The 23,852-nt window shown below is 61.7% G+C and carries 16 protein-coding genes and 1 pseudogene; 13 read left to right on the top strand and 4 right to left on the bottom strand.

Features of this window, described 5'->3' with window-relative positions:
* Nucleotides 1-118 precede the first annotated feature (118 nt).
* Nucleotides 119-1,387 carry a malic enzyme-like NAD(P)-binding protein gene (locus ACN6NG_RS28130; protein WP_049274634.1) on the top strand — a complete coding sequence of 423 codons (1,269 nt, stop codon included), beginning with the start codon at nucleotides 119-121 and terminating at the stop codon, nucleotides 1,385-1,387.
* A gap of 406 nt (nucleotides 1,388-1,793) precedes the next feature.
* Here ACN6NG_RS28130 and ACN6NG_RS28125 read toward each other — a convergent pair whose 3' ends face one another.
* The gene (locus ACN6NG_RS28125; RefSeq protein WP_474317309.1) at nucleotides 1,794-4,244 is read right to left on the bottom strand and encodes a penicillin-binding protein 1A; all 2,451 of its coding nucleotides are present in this window, start codon (nucleotides 4,242-4,244) and stop codon (nucleotides 1,794-1,796) included.
* A gap of 193 nt (nucleotides 4,245-4,437) precedes the next feature.
* On the opposite strand from ACN6NG_RS28125, the gene pilM reads away from it, so the two are divergent.
* The 10 genes from pilM to hemE all read left to right on the top strand — a co-directional run bounded on the left by pilM (nucleotide 4,438) and on the right by hemE (nucleotide 19,015).
* Nucleotides 4,438-5,319, top strand: a complete 882-nt coding sequence (gene pilM / locus ACN6NG_RS28120; RefSeq protein WP_063423303.1) for a type IV pilus biogenesis protein PilM — start codon at nucleotides 4,438-4,440, stop codon at nucleotides 5,317-5,319.
* Complete coding sequence (locus ACN6NG_RS28115; protein ID WP_063423304.1) at nucleotides 5,316-5,852, top strand: PilN domain-containing protein; 537 nt, start codon at nucleotides 5,316-5,318, stop codon at nucleotides 5,850-5,852. The genes pilM and ACN6NG_RS28115 overlap by 4 nt, the downstream gene beginning before the upstream one ends.
* Nucleotides 5,853-5,863: 11 nt before the next feature.
* Entirely contained in the window at nucleotides 5,864-6,865 is a 1,002-nt protein-coding gene (locus tag ACN6NG_RS28110) for a pilus assembly protein PilP (protein WP_063423438.1), read from the top strand.
* Entirely contained in the window at nucleotides 6,789-8,057 is a 1,269-nt protein-coding gene (locus tag ACN6NG_RS28105) for a type IV pilus secretin PilQ (protein WP_081237864.1), read from the top strand. The genes ACN6NG_RS28110 and ACN6NG_RS28105 overlap by 77 nt, the downstream gene beginning before the upstream one ends.
* A gap of 4 nt (nucleotides 8,058-8,061) precedes the next feature.
* The gene (aroK, locus tag ACN6NG_RS28100) at nucleotides 8,062-8,580 is read left to right on the top strand and encodes a shikimate kinase AroK (protein ID WP_024717571.1); all 519 of its coding nucleotides are present in this window, start codon (nucleotides 8,062-8,064) and stop codon (nucleotides 8,578-8,580) included.
* A 97-nt stretch (nucleotides 8,581-8,677) separates the two neighbouring features.
* A complete protein-coding gene (gene aroB / locus ACN6NG_RS28095) occupies nucleotides 8,678-9,775 on the top strand; it encodes a 3-dehydroquinate synthase (protein ID WP_016502041.1) in 1,098 nt (365 codons plus the stop codon).
* Nucleotides 9,776-9,790: 15 nt separating this feature from the next.
* Nucleotides 9,791-11,395 (top strand): SPOR domain-containing protein, encoded by a 1,605-nt coding sequence (locus ACN6NG_RS28090; protein ID WP_063423306.1) that lies wholly within the window; start codon nucleotides 9,791-9,793, stop codon nucleotides 11,393-11,395.
* Nucleotides 11,396-11,768: 373 nt separating this feature from the next.
* On the top strand, nucleotides 11,769-16,214 hold the full coding sequence (gene gltB, locus ACN6NG_RS28085; RefSeq protein WP_016502039.1) for a glutamate synthase large subunit: 4,446 nt from the start codon (nucleotides 11,769-11,771) through the stop codon (nucleotides 16,212-16,214).
* Between the two features lie 123 nt (nucleotides 16,215-16,337).
* The gene (locus ACN6NG_RS28080; protein ID WP_016502038.1) at nucleotides 16,338-17,756 is read left to right on the top strand and encodes an FAD-dependent oxidoreductase; all 1,419 of its coding nucleotides are present in this window, start codon (nucleotides 16,338-16,340) and stop codon (nucleotides 17,754-17,756) included.
* 194 nt (nucleotides 17,757-17,950) lie between these two features.
* On the top strand, nucleotides 17,951-19,015 hold the full coding sequence (hemE, locus tag ACN6NG_RS28075) for a uroporphyrinogen decarboxylase (protein WP_063423307.1): 1,065 nt from the start codon (nucleotides 17,951-17,953) through the stop codon (nucleotides 19,013-19,015).
* A gap of 36 nt (nucleotides 19,016-19,051) precedes the next feature.
* On the opposite strand, the pseudogene ACN6NG_RS28070 reads toward hemE, so the two are convergent.
* Together ACN6NG_RS28070 and ACN6NG_RS28065 are read right to left on the bottom strand one after the other, a co-directional pair.
* A pseudogene (locus tag ACN6NG_RS28070) lies at nucleotides 19,052-19,696 on the bottom strand (retron system putative HNH endonuclease).
* On the bottom strand, nucleotides 19,693-20,964 hold the full coding sequence (locus ACN6NG_RS28065; protein WP_474317289.1) for an AAA family ATPase: 1,272 nt from the start codon (nucleotides 20,962-20,964) through the stop codon (nucleotides 19,693-19,695). Before ACN6NG_RS28065 ends, ACN6NG_RS28070 begins: the two are co-directional and overlap by 4 nt.
* Before the next feature lie 160 nt (nucleotides 20,965-21,124).
* Between ACN6NG_RS28065 and ACN6NG_RS28060 the strand changes: the two genes are divergently transcribed.
* Nucleotides 21,125-21,472 carry a YgiW/YdeI family stress tolerance OB fold protein gene (locus tag ACN6NG_RS28060; protein ID WP_063423309.1) on the top strand — a complete coding sequence of 116 codons (348 nt, stop codon included), beginning with the start codon at nucleotides 21,125-21,127 and terminating at the stop codon, nucleotides 21,470-21,472.
* 116 nt (nucleotides 21,473-21,588) lie between these two features.
* Here the strand turns inward: ACN6NG_RS28060 and ACN6NG_RS28055 are convergent, their stop codons facing one another.
* Complete coding sequence (locus tag ACN6NG_RS28055) at nucleotides 21,589-22,866, bottom strand: MFS transporter (protein WP_421666930.1); 1,278 nt, start codon at nucleotides 22,864-22,866, stop codon at nucleotides 21,589-21,591.
* A gap of 75 nt (nucleotides 22,867-22,941) precedes the next feature.
* Here ACN6NG_RS28055 and ACN6NG_RS28050 point away from each other — a divergent pair, with 75 nt between their 5' ends.
* Nucleotides 22,942-23,841 (top strand): LysR family transcriptional regulator, encoded by a 900-nt coding sequence (locus ACN6NG_RS28050; protein ID WP_474317285.1) that lies wholly within the window; start codon nucleotides 22,942-22,944, stop codon nucleotides 23,839-23,841.
* Nucleotides 23,842-23,852 lie beyond the last annotated feature (11 nt).

The raw sequence follows: 23,852 nt of genomic DNA, 5'->3' as shown, positions 1-23,852 counted from the left end.
ATAGCGTAAAGTCGTAGGCTAAAGGCCTTGACACAAGTGACCGACCAGTCTTGTGACTCCCCGGCTCTTTGCGTATCCTCGGCGGTCCGTCAGAACAGTAAATAGCGGAATGCCCACCATGTCAGACCTGAAAACCGCCGCTCTCGAATATCACGCTCAACCTCGTCCGGGGAAACTGAGCGTCGAACTCTCCAAGCCCACTGCCACCGCCCGTGACCTCGCCCTGGCCTACAGCCCAGGTGTTGCTGAGCCCGTGCGTGAAATCGGCCGTGATCCAGAGCTGGCTTACAAATACACCGGCAAAGGCAACCTGGTTGCGGTGATTTCCGATGGCACCGCCATCCTCGGTCTGGGTGACCTCGGCCCACTGGCTTCCAAGCCGGTCATGGAAGGCAAGGGCGTTCTGTTCAAGCGTTTCGCTGGTATTGACGTGTTCGACATCGAAGTCGAATCGGAAAGCCCGCAAGCGTTCATCGACACCGTTCGCCGTATCTCGATCACCTTCGGTGGCATCAACCTCGAAGACATCAAGGCACCTGAGTGCTTCGAAATCGAGCGCACCCTGATCGAACAGTGCGACATCCCGGTGTTCCACGATGACCAGCACGGTACCGCCATCGTTACCGCGGCCGGCATGATCAACGCCCTGGAAATCGCCGGCAAGAAGCTCGAAGACGCCAAGATCGTCTGCCTGGGTGCCGGGGCTGCTGCCATCTCCTGCATGAAGTTGCTGGTGAGCATGGGTGGCAAGGTCGAAAACATCTACATGATCGACCGCAGCGGTGTCATCCACGCTGGCCGTGACGACCTGAACCAGTACAAGGCCCAGTTCGCCCACGCTACCGACAAGCGCACCCTGGCTGACGCGCTCGACGGTGCTGACGTGTTCGTAGGCCTGTCCGGCCCGAACCTGCTGAGCCCTGAAGGCCTGAAGTCGATGGCTGCCAACCCGATCGTGTTCGCCTGCTCGAACCCGGATCCGGAAATCTCGCCTGAGCTGGCGCACGCCACTCGTAACGATGTGATCATGGCCACCGGTCGTTCCGACTACCCGAACCAGGTCAACAACGTACTGGGCTTCCCGTTCATCTTCCGTGGTGCCCTGGACGTTCGTGCCAAGCGCATCAACGAAGAAATGAAGATCGCCGCCGCCATCGCCCTGAAGGACCTGGCCAAGCTGCCAGTGCCGAAAGAAGTGTGCGAAGCCTACGGTGTCGAAGGCCTGGAGTTCGGTCGTGAATACATCATTCCGAAGCCGCTGGACGCACGCCTGATCACCGTCGTTTCCGACGCAGTGGCCAAGGCGGCCATCGAATCCGGCGTGGCTACCCTGCCGTATCCGAAGCACTACCCGCTGACCAGCGTGGATCAAGTGTTCAACGGCTGATTGCCGCTGTAGCTGTCATGAAAAAGCCCCGGTTCTTTTGAACCGGGGCTTTTTGTTGGGGCTTGGGAATGTGTCAGGGCTGAAATGTGTTCGTCAGGGCACTTGTGGCGCCTATGAGATCGAGCGCCTCCCGCGCGGCGCATCGCGACGCAAGGCCGCTCCCACATTTGTTGCAACGTGGCCATGTCTGTGAGGCCATGGTTGTCAGCCTTGCTGGCATGACTGGATTTGAAGGTGGGCATTGATGCCGCCCTGCCTGTCTCAAGGCATGCACCCAGGCGGGCAACCATGGCCTGACAGGTTCGGCACGTTGCAACAGATGTGGGAGCGGCCTTGCGTCGCGATGCGCCGCGCGGGCGGTGCTCGATGTCAGCAGCCCCACATAACCCCAGTCAGGCACCCTGCCTCAGAACAGATCCATCGGCGCCGCTTCATCGGCCGGCAGCGGGCTGCCCGGTGCTGCGCCATTGCCCAGTTCGTCCACGGAGGGTGGCGAATCTTCGGCCTTGAACAGCTCGAAGAAGGCATTCGGCGTGCTCGGGGAGGCAGCGCGGCCGCTGATCGGGTCGACGCGCAGGCTGAGGATGCCTTCCGGCTCTGCTGGCGCATGCGCCGGCTTGTCCTTGAGCGCCGCGCCCATGAAGCTCATCCAGATCGGCAGCGCCGCCGTGCCGCCGTACTCGCGGCGACCAAGGGTTTCCGGCTGGTCGAAACCGACCCATACGGTGGTCACGTAATCGGCGTTGTAGCCGGAGAACCAGGCGTCCTTGGACTCGTTGGTAGTACCGGTCTTGCCCGCCAGGTCGGTGCGGCCCAGGGCCAGCGCCCGGCGGCCGGTACCGCGCTTGATCACGTCCTGCAGCATGCTGGTGAGGATGTAGGTGGTGCGCCCGTCGACGATCTGTTCAGCCACGGCCGGCGTTTGCGGTGCAGCGGCCACCTGGTTGAAGGCGGATGGTGCCTCACCTGGCATGGCAGCAGTGCTGATCGGCTGTTCGGGTGCCGCCAGGCCAGCCTGGTCCTCGGCACCCTGCGGTACGCGGGGCGGGTTGGCGGTAAACAGGGTTTCGCCGTTGCGGCTTTCGATACGGTCGATCAGGTACGGGGTGATCTTGTAGCCGCCGTTGGCAAAGGTGCTCCAGCCTGTGGCGATTTCCATCGGGGTCAGCGTGGCGGTGCCCAGGGCCAGCGACAGGTTGCGCGGCAGGTCGTGCTTGTTGAAGCCGAACTTGGCAATGTAGTCGATGGTGCGGTCTACACCCATGGCCTGCAGCAAGCGGATCGACACCAGGTTGCGCGACTTGTACAGCGCTTCGCGCAGGCGGATCGGGCCGAGGAAGGTATTGGTGTCGTTCTTCGGCCGCCACACTTTGTCCACGGATTCGTCGACGAACACGATCGGCGCATCGTTGACGAGGGTGGATGCGGTGTAGCCGCTGTCCAGCGCAGCACTGTAGATGAACGGCTTGAAGCTCGAACCAGGCTGGCGCTTGGCCTGCATGGCGCGGTTGTAGTTGCTCTGCTCGAACGAGAAGCCGCCAACCAGCGCGCGGATGGCACCGTTGTAAGGGTCGAGGGTGACCAGCGCGCTTTGTGCACCAGGCACCTGGCTGAACTTGAGCTTGCCATCTTCCAGGCGCTGCAGGCGCACCAGGTCACCGACCTGCGCCACGTCTGCCGGCGACTGCGGTGAGCGGCCCTGGGCGTTACTGTTGATGAACGGGCGCGCCCATTTCATGGTGTCCCAGGCAACTTCGGCTTGCTGGCCGTCCCGGGTCAGTACCTGGAGGCCGGTTTTGTCGACATGGGTGACGATGGCCGGCTCCAGGCCGCCAAGGATGCGCTGCTTGCCCAGCTCCTGCAGCCAGGCTGCCTGGGTGCGGCCCGGGAAGCGTGCTTCGGGGCCACGGTAGCCGTGGCGTTCGTCGTAATCAGACAGGCCTTTGAGGATGGCCTTGTTGGCCATGTCCTGCATGTCGCTGGGCACCGTGGTGGTGACGCGGAAGCCTTCGGTGTAGGCGTCGCTGCCGTAGCGGCCGACCATTTCGGCGCGGGCCATTTCGGCGATGTAAGGCGCATTCACCTCAGGCGTCGGCACGTGGTAGCTGGCATTGAGCGGCTCGGCCAGGGCGGTCTGGTAGCTGGCCTGGTCGATCTTGCCCAGCTTGTACATGCGGCCGAGGATCCAGTCGCGGCGCTCCTTGGCGCGCACCGGGTTGGCCAGCGGGTTGAAGCGTGACGGTGCCTTGGGCAGGCCGGCGATCATCGCCATCTGCGCCAGGCTCACGTCGCGGATCGATTTGCCGTAGTACACCTGCGCGGCGGCATCGATGCCGTAGGCGCGGTTGCCCAGGTAGATCTTGTTCACGTACAGCTCAAGGATTTCGTCCTTGGTCAGTTCACGCTCGATCTGCAGGGCCAGCAGGATCTCGTTGGTCTTGCGCGAGAAGCTGCGTTCGCTGGTGAGGAAGAAGTTCTTCGCCACCTGCATGGTGATGGTGCTGCCGCCGGTCTGGATGTGCCCGGTTTTCACCAGCTGGGTCGCTGCACGCATCAGGCTGCTGGGGTCGACACCGTAGTGATTGAGGAAATTGTCGTCCTCGGCTGACAGAAGCGCCTGAATGAACTGTGGCGGAATTTCCGCGAAACGGATCGGCGAGCGGCGCATTTCGCCGAATTCGGCAATCAGTTTGCCGTCGCTGCTGTACACCCTGAGGGGGATCTGCAACTGGATGCTTCTGAGGGACTCGACCGAGGGCAGGCTGGGGCTAAGATACAGAAACGCACCGCTCACACCGAGTACGAGCGCGCAAATGACTGCGACGGAAGACCACCAGAAGAACTTCAGCAGACGTATCAAGGCTTTTCGGTGTCCAGGTTGAGAGTGGGTAGCACGCAGGCCCGGCGGACCAGAAAGCGCTGGGCATTATAAGCATTTTTTCGCCTCTCCGGGTTACCGGCCAGGCTGCCCGTCGCCTCGATGGGCAGGCCGGGCCGAGTGTTGACGCGGGGTTGCGACCGACCGCTGCAGCAGGCAGCAAGGAAGCCGCATGTTAGGACGCTTTGGCAAGGATGCCAGTTCACTCGTGGGGGTGGAAATTGCCCCTGACGCTGTTCGTGTTGTGCAACTTCAGCGGCGCAATCGGCGCTGCCGGGTGCTTGCATCGGCACAAGAACCGTTCGAATTACTGGCAGGCAAGGATTGGGTCGCGGAGCCCGCTACCGTGGTGGCAGCCCTGCGCCGTGCCTACCTGCGCAGCGGCCTGAGGCAGCGTCGGGTAGCGTTGGCGTTACCGGCCAGCCAGGTGATCTGCAAGCGGTGTCATTTGCCGATGGAGCAGGCCGGGGCAGAACTGGAGACGCAGTTGCTGGCCGATGCCGAGCGGCTGTTTCCGTTTCCGTTGGAGGACCTGGCCCTGGACTTTCAAGTCTTGGGGGCATCCCGCACGCAACCGGGGTGCGCCGAGGTGATGGTGGCCGCGTGTCGGCAAAGTGCGTTGGCGTGTCTTGATGCCATCGTCGAAGAGGCCGGTTTGCAACTGGAGGCGATCGAGGTCGACAACATTGCCTTGTGCCGCATGTTGCCTCAGGGCTGCCTCGAAGGTTCGGCACTGCTGCGGGTCGAAGCGCACAGCGCAGTGCTTTATGGCTGGCAGCCCGACCGGCCTTACCAGCGTCGTGAGCTTCAAGTGCAGGGGCTGAACAACATGGGGCAGTTGTCGGAGCAACTGCACGCGCTGCTTGCCGATGAGCATTTGCCTGGTGGCCTGTGGATTACCAGCAGCTCATCGGTGGACCCAACCTGGTTGCGAAACCTTGGTCACCAGCTGACTACGCCGTGCAGGCATTTACCTGGCCTGAAGGGGCTGGAACACGTTGACGGCACGATGCTCCTGGCGTGCGCCCTGGCACTTGGAGGGTTGCGCCCATGATGCGGCTTAACCTGATGCCCTGGCGTGAACGGCAGCGCGAGGCGGCGCTCCGGCGCTTTCGTACCCAGCTGATTGCCGGCGCACTGCTGGCGCTGTGCGCCGTGACGCTGGTCGACCAGTTGGCCCGTCAGCGCGGGCAGCAACAGGCGGTGGCCAATGCCCAACACCATGCCGCCCTTGAGGTGCTGGCCGGGCAACTGCAGCCGCTGGCTGATGTGCGTGCACAGCATGACGCACTCATCGCACGGTCGGCAGCGCTAGAGGGCTTGCGTGCCCAGCAGGGTGTTCTAGGCGATGTATTCGCTGACCTCGAAAGGGCGCTACCGGTTGGGGTCCAGCTACTCGACCTCAGCCTGGAAAACGGCCATCTGCAGATGACCGGGCTGGCTACGTCCGGCGCAGTGGTTGCGCAGTTCATGCGCGATCTGGATCGGTCGGGTGTTCTGCTCGATCTGGCGCTCAAGCGCGTCAGGAGCATGCCGGGTGGCGATGAATTTCTGCTCGTTGCGCGCGTTTCGGCGTTCTGGTCGTGAATGCAGCACCGATCCTTGCCTGGCTGGCGGTAGCCGAGCGTTCCAGAAGCATCAGGCGTATCGCGCCAGTGCTGGTCGCTGTGCTGGTGTTCGGCCTGGGTTGTGCGTTTCGCCTGCCGGCAGGGTTACAGCAGCAGGCGCAGGAGGCGGTCAGGCACGCCACATTGAACGAGCAGCAGGCAGCCAGTGCGGCGCAACTGGTCGAGCTGGAGCGATTGCAAGCGTCTCTGGTTTTTGCCGAGCGGCGGTTGCTGGAGGCCCACTGGCACCTGGCCGCAGGGGAGGGCATGAGCGACCTGCTTGAGCGCCTGGCGGCTTCGGGGCATGCGCACGGGTTGCTGGTCGAGCGGTTCGACGTACAAGAAGCCGAGCAACAGGCAGGCTATTGGAAAGTGCCGCTGGAAGTACAGGTGCTGGGGCGTTACATGGACTTGCGTCAGTGGCTGGGCGACTGGCTGGGCCAGGCACGCCTGCTGCGCAGCGGTGACATGAACCTGGCCGCAGTCGAGGGTCAGCCCGGCCTATTGCGTCTGCAGTTGCGGGTCGATGCCTTCCAGGCCACCGCGCCCGTACCGGCACCTGACGTGCTTGCGCATATGCCGGCCATGGCCGCGACGCCAGTGCCTGCGGTCGACCCCTTCGCGCCAGGGGCGACGCGAACGGCTGGCTCCGGGCTGGCCAGCGTGCCGCTGGCGCAACTGGAAATGGTCGGCAGCCTGTCGCGAGGTGCGGCGCATGAGGCTCTGTTGATGGCGGCTGGCAGGCTCTATCGCGTGCGGGCAGGTGAGCGCTTGGGGCGTAACCACGGTGTGGTGGCGCGGATTGATCAAGGCCAGGTCGAAGTGCACGAACGGCTATTCATGGCAGGGGTGTGGCACGAGCGCACGGCGTTCATCGCCCTTGCAAACCGCGTGGGCAAGGAGGCCCCGGACCAGAATGAAGAGAGTGATGAAATGGATGTTGGCAGCCCTGCTGCCGATCCCGTTGGTGTCGGCGACGCCTTACCAGGGTGAACCCCTGTCGTTGAACTTCCAGGATGTGGAGGTGCGTTCGGTGCTGCAGGTGCTGGCCGATTATGCGGGCGTCAACCTGGTTGCCAGCGATGACGTGCAGGGCAGCGTGACCTTGAGGTTGCAGGACGTGCCCTGGGACCAGGCCCTTGACCTGGTGCTGCGCAGCAAGGGCCTTGCCCGGCAGCAAGAGGGCAATGTGCTGCTGGTGGCGCCTGCGGCAGCGTTTGCCCCGCAGCCGTTTGATGCCCATGTCGGCCTGTTGCCGGATGCACAATTGCAGCCGTTACGTCGTGAATTGATACCGATCCACCATGCCAACGCCGCGGAACTGGTCGAGCTGTTGATGACCAGCCTGGCGGATGACAGCACACTCGCCGTTCGTGGCAGCCTGGGTGTCGATGAGCGCACCAATACCCTGGTGGCGCACCAGCCCGCCGACCGACTGGCCGAGTTGCGACAACTGGTCGCGCAGCTGGATGTGCCGGTGCGCCAGGTGGCGATCGAGGCACGTATCGTCGAGGCCAATGTCGACTACGAGAAAAGCCTGGGGGTGCGCTGGGGTGGGCCGCTGTACGGTGAAAACCTGCGGCCGGGCAAGGAGTTGTTCATCGACCTCGGCGTGGAGCGGGCGGGCAGCAGTGTCGGTCTGGGTCTGCTGCGCGGCGGCGTGCTGCTCGATCTGGAACTCAGCGCCATGGAAAAAAGCGGCAACGGCGAAATCATCTCGCAGCCCAAGGTGGTCACGGCCGACAAGGAAACGGCCAGGATCCTAAAAGGCACCGAGGTGCCCTACCAGGAAACCAGCAAGAGCGGCGCCACCTCGGTCGCCTTTCGCGAAGCCTCGCTGTCGCTGGAGGTAACCCCGCAAATTACACCGGACAACAAGGTGATCATGGCGGTCAGGGTGACCAAGGACGAGCCGGATTACGTCAATGCCTTGAACAACGTACCGCCGATTCGCAAGAACGAGGTGAACGCCAAGGTTCGCGTGGCGGACGGTGAAACGATCGTGATCGGTGGCGTGTACTCGACTTCGCAAAACAATGTGGTCGACAAGGTGCCATTTTTAGGCGATCTGCCGTATGTTGGGCGGCTGTTTCGACGCGATGCATTACAAGAGAAAAAATCCGAGCTGCTGGTCTTCCTGACTCCGCGTATCATGAGTGACCAGGCGATTGCTGTGAGTCGTTGATTCTGTGCGAAATTTGATACTTGTGGGGCCCATGGGCGCTGGTAAAAGCACCATCGGACGCCTATTGGCCAAAGAGCTGCGCCTGCTGTTCAAGGATTCCGACAAGGAAATCGAACTGCGATGCGGCGCCAACATCCCGTGGATTTTCGACAAGGAAGGCGAGCCGGGTTTCCGTGAGCGCGAGCAGGCGATGATCGCCGAACTGTGCGCACTTGACGGCGTGGTCCTGGCCACCGGCGGTGGCGCGGTGATGCGCGAAGCCAACCGCCAGGCATTGCGCCGGGGCGGCCGGGTGATCTACCTGCATGCCTCGGTGGAACAGCAGGTTGGCCGTACCGCGCGTGATCGCAATCGCCCGCTGCTGCGCACCGCCAACCCCGAGGCGACCCTGCGCGCCCTGCTGGAAGCCCGCGACCCGCTCTACCGCGAGATCGCCGACGTGGTGGTGGAAACCGACGAGCGGCCGCCGCGCATGGTGGTGATCGATATTCTCGAACGCTTGCAGCAGTTGCCGCCCCGTTAACCCGGGACTATTCTCGGCCACCAGCGCCGAGGCGAGGTTCAACGATAGCGCGTGGGTTGCCCGAATGGCGCCGCGCCCAAGTACATTGTGGGGATACATGCAGACACTTAAGGTCGACCTGGGCGAGCGCAGCTACCCGATCTACATTGGCGAAGGCCTGCTGGACCAGCCCGAGCTGCTGGCGCCGCACATTGCCGGCCGGCAGGTCGCCATCGTTTCCAACGAGACCGTCGCGCCCCTGTATCTCGAACGCCTGAGCAAGACCCTGGGTGCCTACTCGGTGCTGCCGGTGGTATTGCCCGATGGCGAAGCCCACAAGAACTGGGAAACGCTGCAGCTGATCTTCGACGGCCTGCTGACAGCCCGCCATGATCGTCGCACGACCGTGGTAGCCCTGGGCGGCGGCGTGATCGGTGACATGGCCGGCTTCGCTGCCGCTTGCTACCAGCGCGGTGTCGACTTCATCCAGGTGCCGACCACCCTGCTTTCCCAGGTCGACTCGTCGGTGGGCGGCAAGACCGGTATCAACCACCCGCTGGGCAAGAACATGGTCGGTGCCTTCTATCAGCCCAATGCGGTGCTAATCGATACCACCAGCCTGAAGACCCTGCCGGCGCGCGAACTGTCTGCTGGCCTGGCCGAAGTGATCAAGTACGGCCTGATTTGCGACAAGCCGTTTCTCGGCTGGCTTGAAGACAACATGCAGGCCTTGCGCACCCTCGATTCGGCTGCCTTGACTGAAGCCATCCGCCGCTCCTGCGCGGCCAAGGCTGCAGTGGTCGGTGCCGACGAGCGCGAGTCCGGCGTACGGGCCACCCTGAACCTGGGGCATACCTTCGGGCATGCCATCGAGACCCACATGGGCTACGGCGTGTGGCTGCACGGCGAAGCCGTGGCAGCGGGCACGGTGATGGCCCTGGAAATGTCCATGCGCCTTGGCTGGATCGACCAGGCCGAGCGTGATCGCGGAATCCGCCTGTTGCAGGACGCAGGTTTGCCGGTGGTGCCACCACAGGAAATGACCCCGGCGCATTTCATGGAGCACATGGCGGTCGACAAGAAAGTGATCGACGGCCGCTTGCGTCTGGTGCTGTTGCGCCAGATGGGCGAAGCCGTTGTGACCGACGACTATCCGAAAGAGATTCTTCAGGCCACGCTGTCGGCGGATTACCGCGCGATCGTGGCCCAGCTTTGAGGTTGTGACAGCGCAATGACCAGTTTGCATGCCGATGAGGCCTTTCTCGACCATTACCAGTTGAGCCACGATCCGTTCGCGCCCCGTGTGCCCGGCTTCAAGTTCTTCCCGGCCCAGCGCAAGCCCGTGCTTGGCCAGCTGCACCACCTGGCGCGCTACAGCCAGCTGATGCTGGTGGTCAGCGGCCCGCTGGGCAGCGGCAAGTCGCTGCTGCGCCAGGCCCTGGTGGCCAGCACCAACAAGCAGGCTGTGCAGAGTGTGGTGGTGTCTGCCCGCAGTGCCAGCGATGCTTCCAGCATGCTTGCCCAGGTTGCTCAGGACCTGGGTGTGGCCCAGCCCGAAGTGCAGGCGATCCTGTCCAAGGTGGTGCAGCTGGCACTGACCGGGCAGGAAGTGTATTTGCTGGTGGACGATGCGGAACAACTCGACGAGTCGGCACTCCAAGCGTTGCTGGAGTTGGCGGCGGGGGTACCGGAAGGGCGCCCGCACGTGTTCCTGTTCGGTGAGCCTTCACTGATTGCCGGTCTGGACGAGCTCAATGTCGAGGAAGAACGCTTCCACATCATCGAGCTTGCCCCCTACAGTGAAGAAGAAACCCGCGAGTACCTGGAGCAGCGCCTGGAAGGGGCTGGCCGGGGCATCGAGGTGTTCAGCCGTGAACAGATCGTCGATATCCATGAACACTCTGACGGCTGGCCTGGCAACATCAACCAGGTCGCCCGTGACACTTTGATCGAAGCCATGATCGCCAGCCGTTCGACGGTCAAGCGACCATCCATGGGGTTCAAGATGCCTAAAAAACATGTGCTCGCGCTGTCCGCTGTGGTCGTGGTCGCTGTGGCGGCCGCGGTGTTGATGCCCAAGAAAGGCGACAAGCCACCCGCTGAGGCGCCGGCCGCCCAGGCCCAGTTGCCGCTTGGCGACGGCAAGCAGGGTGCCAATATCGAGTTCTCCGGCTCTTCCCAGCCGATGCCGTTGCCGCTGGTTGGCCAGTCCCAGCCTGTAATGCGCGAACCGCTGGCCCAGGCCGCGGGCATGGGTGAGGGTGAAGAAGGCAGCCCGGCGGGTGACACTGCCCTGCAGCCTGGCAACCCGCCGCCAACCGTGACCACCATTGCGCCGCCGCAAGGCGTGCCAGCTGGCCCGGCACCTGTGCCTGCACAGCCTGTGGCTACTGCGCCGGTACAGCCGGTTGCGCCTGCGCCCAAGCCTGTTGCAACCCAGCCTGCGAAGCCGGTTGCACCTGCCAAGCCTGCACCCGCGCCTACCCAGGTCGCCGTTGCCAAGCCGGCCGCCAAGCCTGTCGAAAAACCTGCCGCCAGTGGCAGCGGCAACAGCGGCTGGTACTCCGGGCAGAAGCCGGGCAATTACGTGGTGCAGATCCTGGGCACCAGCTCCGAGGCCTCGGCCCAGGCGTTCGTCAAGAGCCAGGGTGGCGACTATCGCTACTTCAAGAAAAACCTGCAGGGCAAGCCGCTGTACGTAGTCACCTACGGCAGCTTCGCCAGCCGCGATGCAGCGGTTGCGGCAATCAAGAACTTGCCAGAGAAGGTCCAGGCTGGTAAACCTTGGCCACGTACCGTCGGCAGCGTCCAACAAGAGCTGGCCACGGCCCGCTGATACCTTCCGGGCGGCATCACCCCGCCGCCCAGTTGCTGAGCGATTACTGACTTTCGAATAGCCTGCTGCGTTTCAACGCGGCAGGCTTTTCTGTCCCAGACTGCCGGCCACAAGCCCCTAGTTGCAGTCATGGCTGAAACGCTTCAGACTCGAGCCAAGCCGTTATCACGGCGCATGGCGCAAAAACATTCAAAATTGCGACATAAATTTTCAATGGTGAGACATGAAAATTTGTGGGCATCGCTGTCGCTGTGCAACAATGGTTTTCCATGACCACCGCAAAAAAGCTGGCGTTTGATCGGCGTGGATGGTAAGTGGTTGTTAAAAAAGAGATTTGCCTCCGTTGAGAGGTGAACCTGGTGAGAATGTGTCTATGAAAACAGGTCTGTACCATCCCGAAGAATTCAAGGACAACTGTGGTTTTGGCCTGATCGCCCATATGACGGGCGTACCGAGCCACCACCTTCTGCAAACCGCCATGCAGGCGCTGACTTGCATGACCCACCGCGGCGGTATCAACGCCGACGGCAAGACCGGCGACGGTTGCGGTCTGCTCATGCAGAAGCCCGATCAATTCCTGCGAGCCGTGGCCCAGGAACACTTCGCCGTCGAACTGCCCAAGCAGTACGCCGTCGGCATGGTGTTCTTCAACCAGGACCCGGTCAAAGCCGAAGCTGCCCGCGCCAACATGGACCGCGAAATCCTCGCCGCTGGCCTGAAACTGGTCGGCTGGCGCAAGGTACCGATCGACACCAGCGTACTCGGCCGCCTGGCCCTGGAGCGCCTGCCGCAGATCGAGCAGGTGTTCATCGGCGGTGAAGGCCTGAGCGACCAGGAATTTGCTATCAAGCTGTTCAGTGCCCGTCGCCGTTCGTCGGTGGCTAACGCCCACGACAGCGACCACTACATCTGCAGCTTCTCGCACAAGACCATCATCTACAAAGGCCTGATGATGCCGCGCGATCTCGCGGCGTTTTATCCAGACCTGGGTGACGAGCGCCTGCAAACCGCGATCTGCGTGTTCCACCAGCGCTTCTCCACCAACACCCTGCCGAAATGGCCGCTGGCGCAGCCGTTCCGCTTCCTCGCCCACAACGGCGAGATCAACACCATCACCGGCAACCGCAACTGGGCCATGGCCCGTCGCACCAAGTTCGCCAATGACCAGATCCCCGACCTCGAAGAGCTCGGCCCGCTGGTCAACCGCGTCGGTTCCGACTCGTCGAGCATGGACAACATGCTGGAGCTGATGGTGACCGGTGGCATCGACCTGTTCCGCGGCGTGCGCATGCTGGTACCACCAGCCTGGCAGAACGTCGAGACCATGGACGCCGACCTGCGCGCCTTCTACGAATACAACTCCATGCACATGGAACCGTGGGATGGCCCGGCCGGTATCGTCATGACCGAAGGCCGCCACGCGGTGTGCCTGCTCGACCGCAACGGCCTGCGCCCGGCGCGCTGGGTGACCACCACCAATGGCTACATCACCATCGCCTCGGAAATCGGCGTATGGGGTTACCAGCCTGAGGAAGTGCTGGCCAAGGGCCGTGTCGGCCCGGGTCAGATCCTCGCCGTGGACACTGAAACCGGCCAGATTCTCGATACCGACGCCATCGACAACCGCCTGAAGTCGCGGCACCCGTACAAGCGCTGGCTGCGTCAACACGCTACCCGCATTCAGGCGACGCTGACCGACGACCAGGGCGCGGCCAGCTACGACGCTGACCAGCTCAAGCAATACATGAAGATGTTCCAGGTCACCTTCGAAGAGCGTGACCAGGTGCTGCGCCCGTTGGGTGAGCAGGGCCAGGAAGCCGTTGGTTCGATGGGTGACGACACGCCGATGGCCGTGCTGTCGCAGCGTGTGCGTTCGCCGTTCGACTTCTTCCGCCAGCAGTTCGCCCAGGTGACCAACCCACCGATCGACCCGCTGCGCGAAGCCATCGTGATGTCGCTGGAGATCTGCCTGGGCGCCGAGCGCAACATCTTCCAGGAGTCCCCGGAGCACGCTTCGCGGGTCATCCTCAGCTCGCCGGTCATCTCGCCCGCCAAGTGGCGTTCGCTGATGAACCTGGAGCGCGAAGGTTTTGACCGTCAGCTGATCGACCTCAACTATGAGCAGAGCGTCGGCCTGGAAGCGGCCATTCGCAACATCGCCGACCAGGCTGAAGAAGCCGTGCGCGCTGGCAAGACCCAGCTGGTGCTGAGCGACCGCTACATCGCCCCGGGCAAGCTGCCGGTGCACGCATCGCTGGCCGTTGGCGCGGTACACCACCGCCTGACCGAACAGGGCCTGCGTTGCGACAGCAACATCCTGGTGGAAACCGCCACCGCCCGCGACCCGCACCACTTTGCCGTGCTGCTGGGCTTCGGTGCCTCGGCCGTTTACCCGTACCTGGCGTATGAAGTACTGGCCGACCTGATCCGTACCGGCGAAGTGCTGGGCGACCTGGACGAAGTGTTCAAGTACTACCGCAAGGGCATCTCCAAGGGCCTGCTGAAGATCCTGTCGAAGATGGGTATCTCCACCATCGCCTCGTACCGCGGTGCGCAGCTGTTCGAAGCCATCGGCCTGGCCGAGGAAGTGGTCGGCCTGAGCTTCAAGGGCGTGTCCAGCCGCATCAAGGGCGCGCGCTTCGTAGACCTGGAAAGCGACCAGAAGCTGCTGGCGGCCGAAGCCTGGAGCGCGCGCAAGCCGATCCAGCAAGGTGGGTTGCTGAAGTTCGTCCACGGTGGCGAGTACCACGCCTACAACCCTGACGTGGTCAACACCCTGCAAGCCGCCGTGCAGCAGGGCGACTACGCCAAGTTCAAGGAATACACCACGCTGGTCGACCAGCGCCCGGTGTCGATGATCCGTGACCTGCTCAAGGTGAAAGTGGCCGACCAGCCACTGGCGCTGGAGCAGATCGAGCCGCTGGAGGCCATCCTCAAGCGCTTCGATTCCGCCGGTATCTCGCTGGGTGCACTGTCGCCAGAGGCTCACGAAGCGCTGGCCGAGGCGATGAACCGCCTGGGCGCGCGTTCCAACTCCGGTGAAGGCGGTGAAGACCCGTCTCGCTACGGCACCATCAAGAGCTCCAAGATCAAGCAGGTGGCCACCGGCCGCTTTGGTGTGACCCCGGAATACCTGGTCAACGCCGAAGTGCTGCAGATCAAGGTTGCCCAGGGCGCCAAGCCGGGGGAAGGCGGCCAGTTGCCAGGCGGCAAGGTCAACGGCCTGATCGCCAAGCTGCGATATGCGGTACCGGGCGTGACCCTGATCTCGCCACCGCCGCACCACGACATCTATTCGATCGAAGACCTGGCCCAGCTGATCTACGACCTCAAGCAGGTCAACCCGCAGGCCCTGGTGTCCGTCAAGCTGGTGGCAGAAGCCGGCGTGGGCACCATCGCCGCTGGCGTTGCCAAGGCCTATGCCGACCTGATCACCATCTCCGGTTATGACGGTGGTACCGGTGCTTCGCCGCTGACCTCGATCAAGTACGCCGGCGCCCCGTGGGAACTGGGCCTGGCCGAAACCCACCAGACCCTGCGCGGCAATGATCTGCGCGGCAAGGTACGGGTACAGACCGACGGCGGCCTGAAAACCGGCCTGGACGTGATCAAGGCGGCCATCCTCGGCGCCGAAAGCTTCGGCTTCGGTACCGCGCCAATGATCGCCCTGGGCTGCAAGTACCTGCGCATCTGCCACCTGAACAACTGCGCCACCGGCGTAGCCACCCAGAACGACAAGCTGCGCAAGGACCACTACATCGGCACCGTCGACATGGTGATCAACTTCTTCACCTTCGTCGCCGAAGAAACCCGTGAGTGGCTGGCCAAGCTGGGCGTGCGCAGCCTGGGCGAGCTGATCGGCCGTACCGACCTGCTCGAAATGCTGCCAGGCGATACCGAGCGCCAGCAGTACCTGGACCTGTCGCCGCTGCTGGGCAGCTCGCACATTCCTGCGGACAAGCCGCAGTTCTGCGAAGTCGACAAGAACCCGCCGTTCGACAAAGGCGAGCTGGCCGAGAAGATGGTGGACATGGCCCTGCCGGCGATCCGCGATCAGGCCGGTGGCGAGTTCAACCTCGACATCTGCAACTGCGACCGTTCCATCGGTGCCCGTATCTCTGGCGAAATCGCCAAGCTGTACGGCAACCAGGGCATGGCCGCCAACCCGATCACCTTCCGCTTCAAGGGTACTGCCGGCCAGAGCTTCGGCGTATGGAACGCCGGTGGCCTGAACCTGCACCTGCAAGGCGATGCCAACGACTACGTCGGCAAGGGCATGACCGGTGGCAAGGTCACCATCGTGCCGCCAGCTGGCAGCCCGTTCGAAACCCAGCACAGCGCCATCGTGGGCAACACCTGCCTGTACGGTGCCACTGGCGGCAAGCTGTTTGCCGCAGGCACTGCGGGCGAGCGCTTCGCTGTGCGTAACTCCGGCGCCCACGCTGTTGTCGAGGGCACTGGCGATCACTGCTGTGAGTACATGACCGGCGGCTTTGTCTGCGTCCTGGGCAAGACCGGTTACAACTTCGGTTCTGGCATGACTGGCGGCTTCGCCTACGTGCTCGACATGGACAATAGCTTCGTCGACAAGCTCAACCACGAGCTGGTGGAAATCCAGCGTATCAGTGGTGAAGCGATGGAGGCCTACCGCAGCCACCTGGCGCGCGTCCTTGGCGAGTATGTGGAAGAAACCGGCAGCGAGTGGGGGCGTGAGCTCTCCGAGAACCTGGACGACTACGTGCGGCGCTTCTGGCTGGTGAAGCCGAAGGCAGCCAACCTGAAGCAACTGTTGTCCAGCACCCGTGCCAACCCGCAGTAAAAACAGCTGCAAGTGGCAAGCCTCAAGCTGCATGTAAAGGCAGTACGAGGTTTGCCCGGCTTAAGTGATCGTCTTGCGGCTTGCAGCGTGTAGCTTGCAGCTGCTGTAAAGAGGTTTTGAAAAATGGCTGAACGTCTGAATAACGACTTCCAGTTCATCGAAGTGGGCCGCAAGGACCCGAAGAAAAAGCTGCTGCGCCAGCGCAAGAAGGAGTTCGTGGAAATCTACGAACCGTTCAAGCCGCAGCAGTCCGTAGACCAGGCACACCGCTGCCTGGGTTGCGGTAACCCGTATTGCGAATGGAAGTGCCCGGTGCACAACTTCATCCCCAACTGGCTGAAGCTGGTGTCCGAAGGCAACATCCTGGCTGCGGCCGAGCTGTCGCACCAGACCAACACCCTGCCGGAAGTGTGTGGCCGCGTGTGCCCGCAAGACCGTCTGTGTGAAGGTGCCTGCACCCTGAACGACGGCTTCGGCGCGGTGACCATCGGTTCGGTGGAGAAGTACATCACCGACACCGCCTTCGCCATGGGCTGGCGCCCGGACATGTCCAAGGTCAAGCCAACCGGCAAGCGCGTCGCCATCATCGGTGCCGGCCCGGCTGGCCTGGGCTGCGCCGACGTGCTGGTACGCGCTGGGGTAACCCCGGTGGTCTTCGACAAGAACCCGGAAATCGGCGGCCTGCTGACCTTTGGCATCCCTGAGTTCAAGCTGGAAAAGACCGTGCTCAGCAACCGCCGTGAAGTGTTCACCGGCATGGGCATCGAGTTCCGCCTGAACACCGAGGTGGGCACCGACATCACCATGGAGCAGCTGCTCGCCGAGTACGACGCAGTATTCATGGGCATGGGCACCTACACCTACATGAAGGGCGGCTTCCCGGGCGAGGACCTGCCGGGCGTGCATGACGCGCTGGACTTCCTGATCGCCAACGTCAACCGCAACCTGGGCTTCGAGAAGTCGCCGGAAGACTTCGTCGACATGCGGGGCAAGAAGGTTGTGGTGCTGGGCGGTGGTGACACCGCAATGGACTGCAACCGCACGTCGATCCGCCAGGGCGCGCAAGCGGTCACCTGCGCCTATCGCCGTGACGAGGCCAACATGCCGGGTTCGCGCAAAGAGGTGAAAAACGCCAAGGAAGAGGGCGTGAAGTTCCTCTACAACCGCCAGCCCATCGCCATCGTCGGCGAGGACAAGGTGGAAGGCGTGAAGGTGGTGGAGACCCGTCTCGGCGAGCCGGATGCCCGTGGCCGCCGCAGCCCTGAGCCGATCCCGGGTTCCGAAGAGATCCTGCCGGCCGATGCCGTGGTGATCGCCTTCGGCTTCCGCCCAAGCCCGGCGCCGTGGTTCGAGCAGCATGGCATCCAGCTGGACAGCCAGGGCCGCGTGGTAGCGCCGGAGAAGGGCAAGTTCAAGCACCAGACCAGCAACCCGAAAGTGTTTGCCGGTGGCGACATGGTGCGCGGTTCGGACTTGGTGGTGACGGCGATCTTCGAAGGGCGTACGGCTGCGGAAGGTATCCTGGACTACCTCGAAGTCTGATTATCGGCCTATTCGCGGGCATGCCCGCTCCCACAGGGTTAAGCGTAGAACCTGTGGGACCGGGCATGCCCGCGAAGCTTTTGTATACAAAAACGCTTGATCTGTGGCATCCAATAGACAAAACGCATGGCCATGGCCGTGCCTTTTGCGCTGGCGTCTGAGAAAATGCCCGCACTATTTTTCCGGATGCCGACATGACTGCCCTGAAGAACGACCGTTTCCTGCGTGCACTGCTCAAGCAACCTGTAGACGTCACCCCGGTGTGGATGATGCGCCAGGCCGGCCGCTACCTGCCGGAGTACCGCGCCAGCCGCGCCAAGGCCGGTGACTTCATGAGCCTGTGCATGAACCCGCAGTTTGCCTGCGAGGTCACCCTGCAGCCGCTAGAGCGCTACCCGCTGGACGCGGCGATCCTGTTCTCGGACATCCTCACCATCCCCGATGCCATGGGCCTGGGCCTGTACTTCGAAACCGGCGAAGGCCCGCGTTTCAAGAAGGTCATCAGCACCCCGGCCGACATCGAAGCGTTGCCGATCCCCGACCCGCAGAAAGATCTGGGCTATGTAATGGATGCGGTCAGCACCATCCGCCGTGAGCTCAATGGCCGCGTGCCGTTGATCGGCTTCTCGGGCAGCCCGTGGACCCTGGCCACCTACATGGTCGAAGGCGGCTCGTCGAAGGACTTCCGCAAGACCAAGGCCATGGCCTACGACAACCCGCAAGCCCTCCACCTGCTGCTGGACAAGCTGGCCCAGTCAGTCACCAGCTACCTCAACGGCCAGATCCTTGCCGGCGCCCAGGCTGTGCAGATCTTCGACACCTGGGGCGGCAACCTGTCTGCGGCGGCCTATCAGGAATTCTCCCTGGCCTACATGCGCAAGATCGTCAGCGGCCTGATCCGCGAGCACGAAGGGCGCAAGGTGCCGGTGATCCTGTTCACCAAGAACGGCGGCCTGTGGCTGGAAAGCATTGCTGAAGCCGGTGCCGACGCACTGGGCCTGGACTGGACTTGCGAAATCGGCGATGCCCGCCGCCGCGTGGGCGACAAAGTAGCCTTGCAAGGCAACATGGACCCGACCGTGCTTTACGCCAAGCCGGAAGCCATCCGCCAGGAAGTGGCGCGCATCCTGGCCAGCTACGGCCACGGCACCGGTCATGTGTTCAACCTGGGCCACGGCATTACCCCGGAAGTCGACCCGGAGCACGCTGGCGTGTTCATCAACGCCGTGCATGAACTGTCGGCGCAGTACCATCGTTGATGGTAGTGATCGGGCTGCGCTTTTTGCAGCCCGGTATTACTCTGGCAGCAGTTGCTGGGCGAACCTAGCTAGCACGTGGTCGAAGGGATTTTGCTGGCTCGGTGGTAGTGCTCGTAGAGCACTCATTAGATATAGAAGTTCGTCATCGCTCATTGCTTCGAGGAACGCGTTGTCGAACATTCTGATAATGGCCTCTTCGCGGCGATTATTCAGGTAGGGTATGTCCAAGGCGAGAACTTCTATCATTTTTACAGCTGCAGGATCTGTTTCCTTAGCCGATTGAATTTCACCCGTAAGTAAGTAACTGAAGCGCTCTTCGCATGCTTCCTCAAGCGGTGAAATGTGCAAGTGCTCTTCGAACCAATTTCCTTTGTGATGGCCGCAGTGTAATGGCGACCCTGGATTTTTTTGACGAATGCACGATGCATGCAGGTTTTCGTAGTCCAGTTCAAGGGTTTGGAAAAGCTCCTGGGGCCTGAAATGCTCGACGTGGCTATCTTCGGGGCCGATTCGTCGGCCACAATAGCAGCAGAGATGCCCTTGTTCATTTAGTAGGCTGAGATGAAGGTCTCGCTTTTGCGGGTTTTGCAAGGTTGCATAGCTGGGTTGCCAGTCGTCATTGGCTTGGGCTTTCCACTGCGTGACGCTCTACGGTTCGACAGCTTTCAGAATTTTTCTCATTTTCCCAGAATTTCCTTCCGGCGAATCAAGGCCTCTGCACCTGCGAATTCTGGAAGGTCTGGTGCTTTCTCCTTAAGCTCAATCAATTTAGCTTTGGCTGTATTTAGTTCATTGCTCTCAATTGACGTGAATAGTGCTGTTAGAAGCGCCTGAACATCAGGGTCACGCTTTTCTACATCCATGACTTCTGAAAGGATACTGCTGGAATCCAACCCGTATGTGACGCGAGGATGCGAGGCTTCGCCGTGCTCCAGAATGATCACTTCTTCAGCCTTGAGTGTGCCGATAATCTGAGGTGAGTGACTTGCAGCTATGAATTGAACTTTAGGAAATGCCGCTTTCAAGGTTTGAACGATCATGCGTTGCCACGCAGGGTGTAGATGAATGTCAAGTTCGTCGATTACAATGATACCCGCAGTTTCAACTAGGACATTTGTGGAGAGGTGGGGGTTGAGTAGGCACATACGACGAGCGATATCAGCCAACAAGGCGATCATTGATCGCTGACCATCGCTAAGATTGTTGAATGCGATAGGTGCAGATGATCCGATATCCACCATCAAGCTTCGCAGTGTAATATCGTATCGGATTCCTTTGGCTCCCGGAAGTGCCTTGGAAATTGTAGTTTTAACGATGCTGAGTTCATCGTTAGGCGCGTCTTGCTGCGACCCTGTTTCAGCGAAGTGCTGAAGGTTTTCAAGCGTCTTAGATATGACCCAGCGCTGTAAGTCTTCAATATCTACAGCGGCATCTTGCCATTGGTGGTAGGCATCCAAGCGGGATGGTCTTTCAGTCATTGCCGAAGTTATTTCGACGTCTGTTGTTACCCAGCGTCGGTTAGCTCGATAGAATGCCAGCATCGGCAAGTCGGCGTTCGGGTCATGTGGTACCTGCAGAAAAGAGTCTGCAAGATGTGATGCTACAACATATCCGACAGTGACGGGTTCAGTGCTTTTGATTTTCTTCACGTGCCAGCGGGTTCGTCCAAGAAGCTCGCCCTCAGCATCAAGTTGCAGCGGGTAGCATTCTTCGAACCTGACCTTCTTTTCCACATTCTGTACGACTACGCGAACCACCTCTTCATTATTGGGGCAGTAGGGGTGACCGATGGCTTCAGAAAACTCGACAAAGCTGCTGGCTACTGCTTGAAGCAATGAGGTTTTCCCACTGCCGTTTACACCTATAAGTAAATTGAAGTTTGGATTAAACTTGAATTCGGCACTTTCATAACACCGAAAATTTTTAATCTTAAGGCTGTCCAAACGCATATGGATATCCAGTGCCTGATAGGTTTGCTACCAGGGTAACGTTGATTCTATCGATTGGCTTCGAGAGTTTGTAACTGGGCGGTCCATTGCCCGGTTAAGCTTCGATTCAGCCAAGACCGTTAATCTGGTCCCATCGAAACCGAAACAGGACCCGATCCTCATGAAAGCACGTTATTTCGCCCTGATCCTCGCCCCTCTGTTCAGCACCGCTGCACTGGCCGCCAGCTATACCGGCCCTGGCGCCCAGTCGGTCACCACCGTGGCAGCTGCCAACGACGCTGCCGATGACACGCCTGTGGTGCTGCAGGGGTATGTGACCAAGAAGATCAACAACGACGACAAGTACGAGTTCAAGGATAACACCGGCACCATCACTGTTGAGATCGATGATGAGGACCTGCCGCCGACGCCGTTCAACGACAAGACCAAGGTCAAGCTGACCGGTGAGGTGGAAAAGCACCTGATGAGCCGCGAAGTGGATGTGGATATTGTCGAGATCATCAACTGATCTGATGGCCAAATCGCCGGCAAGCCAGCTCCCACAGGTACTCCACAGGTCATGAGCCTTGTGGGTTCCTGTGGGAGCTGGCTTGCCGGCGATTGGGCTGCAAAGCAGCCCCATTCTCAGGCTGTCTTGGGTGGTAACTTGCTCAGGTGCAGCGCCACCAGCAATGCCACCGCCAGCAAGCTGCCAATGAACAGCCCGATGCCGTTCCAGCCCCACTGGTGCCAGAACACCCCGCCCGCCGTACCGGCCACGCTGGACCCTGCGTAATAGCTGAACAGGTACAGCGAAGAAGCCTGCCCCTTGGCTTTCAGCGCCCGGCGGCCGATCCAGCTGCTGGCCACCGAGTGCGCGCCAAAGAAGCCGAAGGTGAACACCAGCATGCCCACGATCACCATCGCCAGCGGGCTGGCCAGGGTGATCAGCAAGCCACCTGCCATTACCACGATACTCGCCCAGAACACTTTGCGCCGGCCCAGCTTGTCCGCCAGCGCGCCCACTTGTGCCGAGCTGTAGATACCTGACAGGTACACCACCGACAGCAAGCCCACCAGCGCCTGGTTCATGTGGTAAGGCTCGGCCAGCAAGCGGTAGCCGATGTAGTTGAACAGGGTGACGAAGGCGCCCATCAGCAGGAAGGCCTCGAGGAACAGCCAAGGCAGGCCGGCATCCTTGAAGTGCATGACAAAGCCGTCCAGCAGGCTGCGTGGGCTCATCATCTGCGGGCGGAAGTTGCGCGATTCGGGTAGCACCTTCCAGAACACCAGGGCGGCGACCAGGGCCAGGCCACCGATGGTCAGCATGGCCGTGTGCCAGCTGACGAAGTCGATCAGCACGCCGGTGATCAGCCGTCCGCTCATGCCGCCAATGGCGTTGCCGCCGATGTACAGGCCCATGGCCAGGCCGATGTGCTGAGGGTGGATTTCTTCGCTCAGGTAGGTCATGGCCACAGCAGCCAAGCCGCTCAGTGACAGGCCAACGAGGGCGCGGGTGGCCAATACCAGTTCCCAGCTTGGCATCACCGCGCTGGCCAGGGTGGAGAGGGCGGCGCACCCCAGGGCAAAGACCATCACTGGCTTGCGCCCGATGCGGTCAGAAATGGGGCCGGTGATCAACAGGCCGAACGCCAGCATGGCGGTGGACACTGACAGCACCAGGCTGCTCTGGGCCGCGTTGATGGAAAACTCCTTCGACAGCAGCGGCATCATTGGCTGCACGCAGTACAGCAGGGCGAAGGTGGCAAAGCCGCCGCTGAACAGGGCCAGCACGGTCTTCATGAAGGCGGGGGTGCCTTTTTCGATCCACATTTCGTTCAGTAGAGCAGGCTCTGGCTCGGCGGGAAGGGGGGCTACAGCAGTTTTCACGGGCGGGTACCTCTGGCGCAATGAAAAAAGCATATAGCTGGCTAATGATTAGATCCAATATATTGTTCGACCTATTTAAGACGTTTTGCGACCTGTTTGGAGCCGATCATGGAACTGCGCCATCTGCGTTACTTCATCGCCGTGGCCGAAGAGCTGCACTTTGGCCGTGCCGCCCAGCAGCTGGGCATTTCCCAGCCGCCCCTGAGCCAGCAGATCCAGGCCCTGGAGCAGGAACTGGGGGCGCGGTTGTTCGAGCGCACCAACCGTCGGGTCGAGCTGAGCGAGGCGGGGCGGCTGTTTCTTGAAGAGGCCCGCCAGGTGCTGTCGCAGGTGGAGAAGGCCGCAGATGTGGCCCGGCGGGCACAGCTGGGTGAACTGGGCGAAATGAAGATCGGCTTTACCTCGTCTGCACCATTCACATCGAAAATACCCAAGGCCATCCATGCCTTTCGTCAGCGCTTCCCGGCGGTGCACCTGAACCTCAAGGAAATGAGCAGCCGCGATGTTGCCGAAGGGGTGTTCGACGAGTCCATCGAAGTGGGGCTGATGCGGCCGATGCCGTTGCCGGAAGGGTTGGTGGTCACCGAATTGTTCCGCGAGCCGCTGGTGGCGGTGATCAACGCATCGCATCCGCTGGCTGAAAGCACTGAGCAAGGGGTGCACATGGCGGCGCTGGCCCACGAGCCGTTCGTATTCTTCCCGCGCAGTTATGGCAGCGGCCTGCATGCCCAGTTGCTCAGCCTGGCGCGGCAGGCAGGCTTCAGCCCGCACTTTGCCCAGGAGGCCGGGGAGGCGATGACCATCATCGGCCTGGTGTCGGCGGGGCTGGGGGTGTCGGTGTTGCCGGCGTCGTTCCAGCGCATGCGCATCGAAGGGGTGGTATACCGCACGCTGCTGGACGAAGGGGCGATGTCGGCGGTGTGGCTGGTGCAGCGCGAGCGCGGCAATTCGGTGATGGCCAAGGCGTTTGCCGAGCTGTTGACGGGGCAGGTGGTCGGCCAGGGGTAATACGGGTCAAA

The organism is Pseudomonas sp. TSO6, assembly GCF_056098905.1.
The sequence above is the reverse complement of the archived record's forward strand: the minus strand, read 5'-3'. Positions and strand labels throughout refer to the sequence as shown.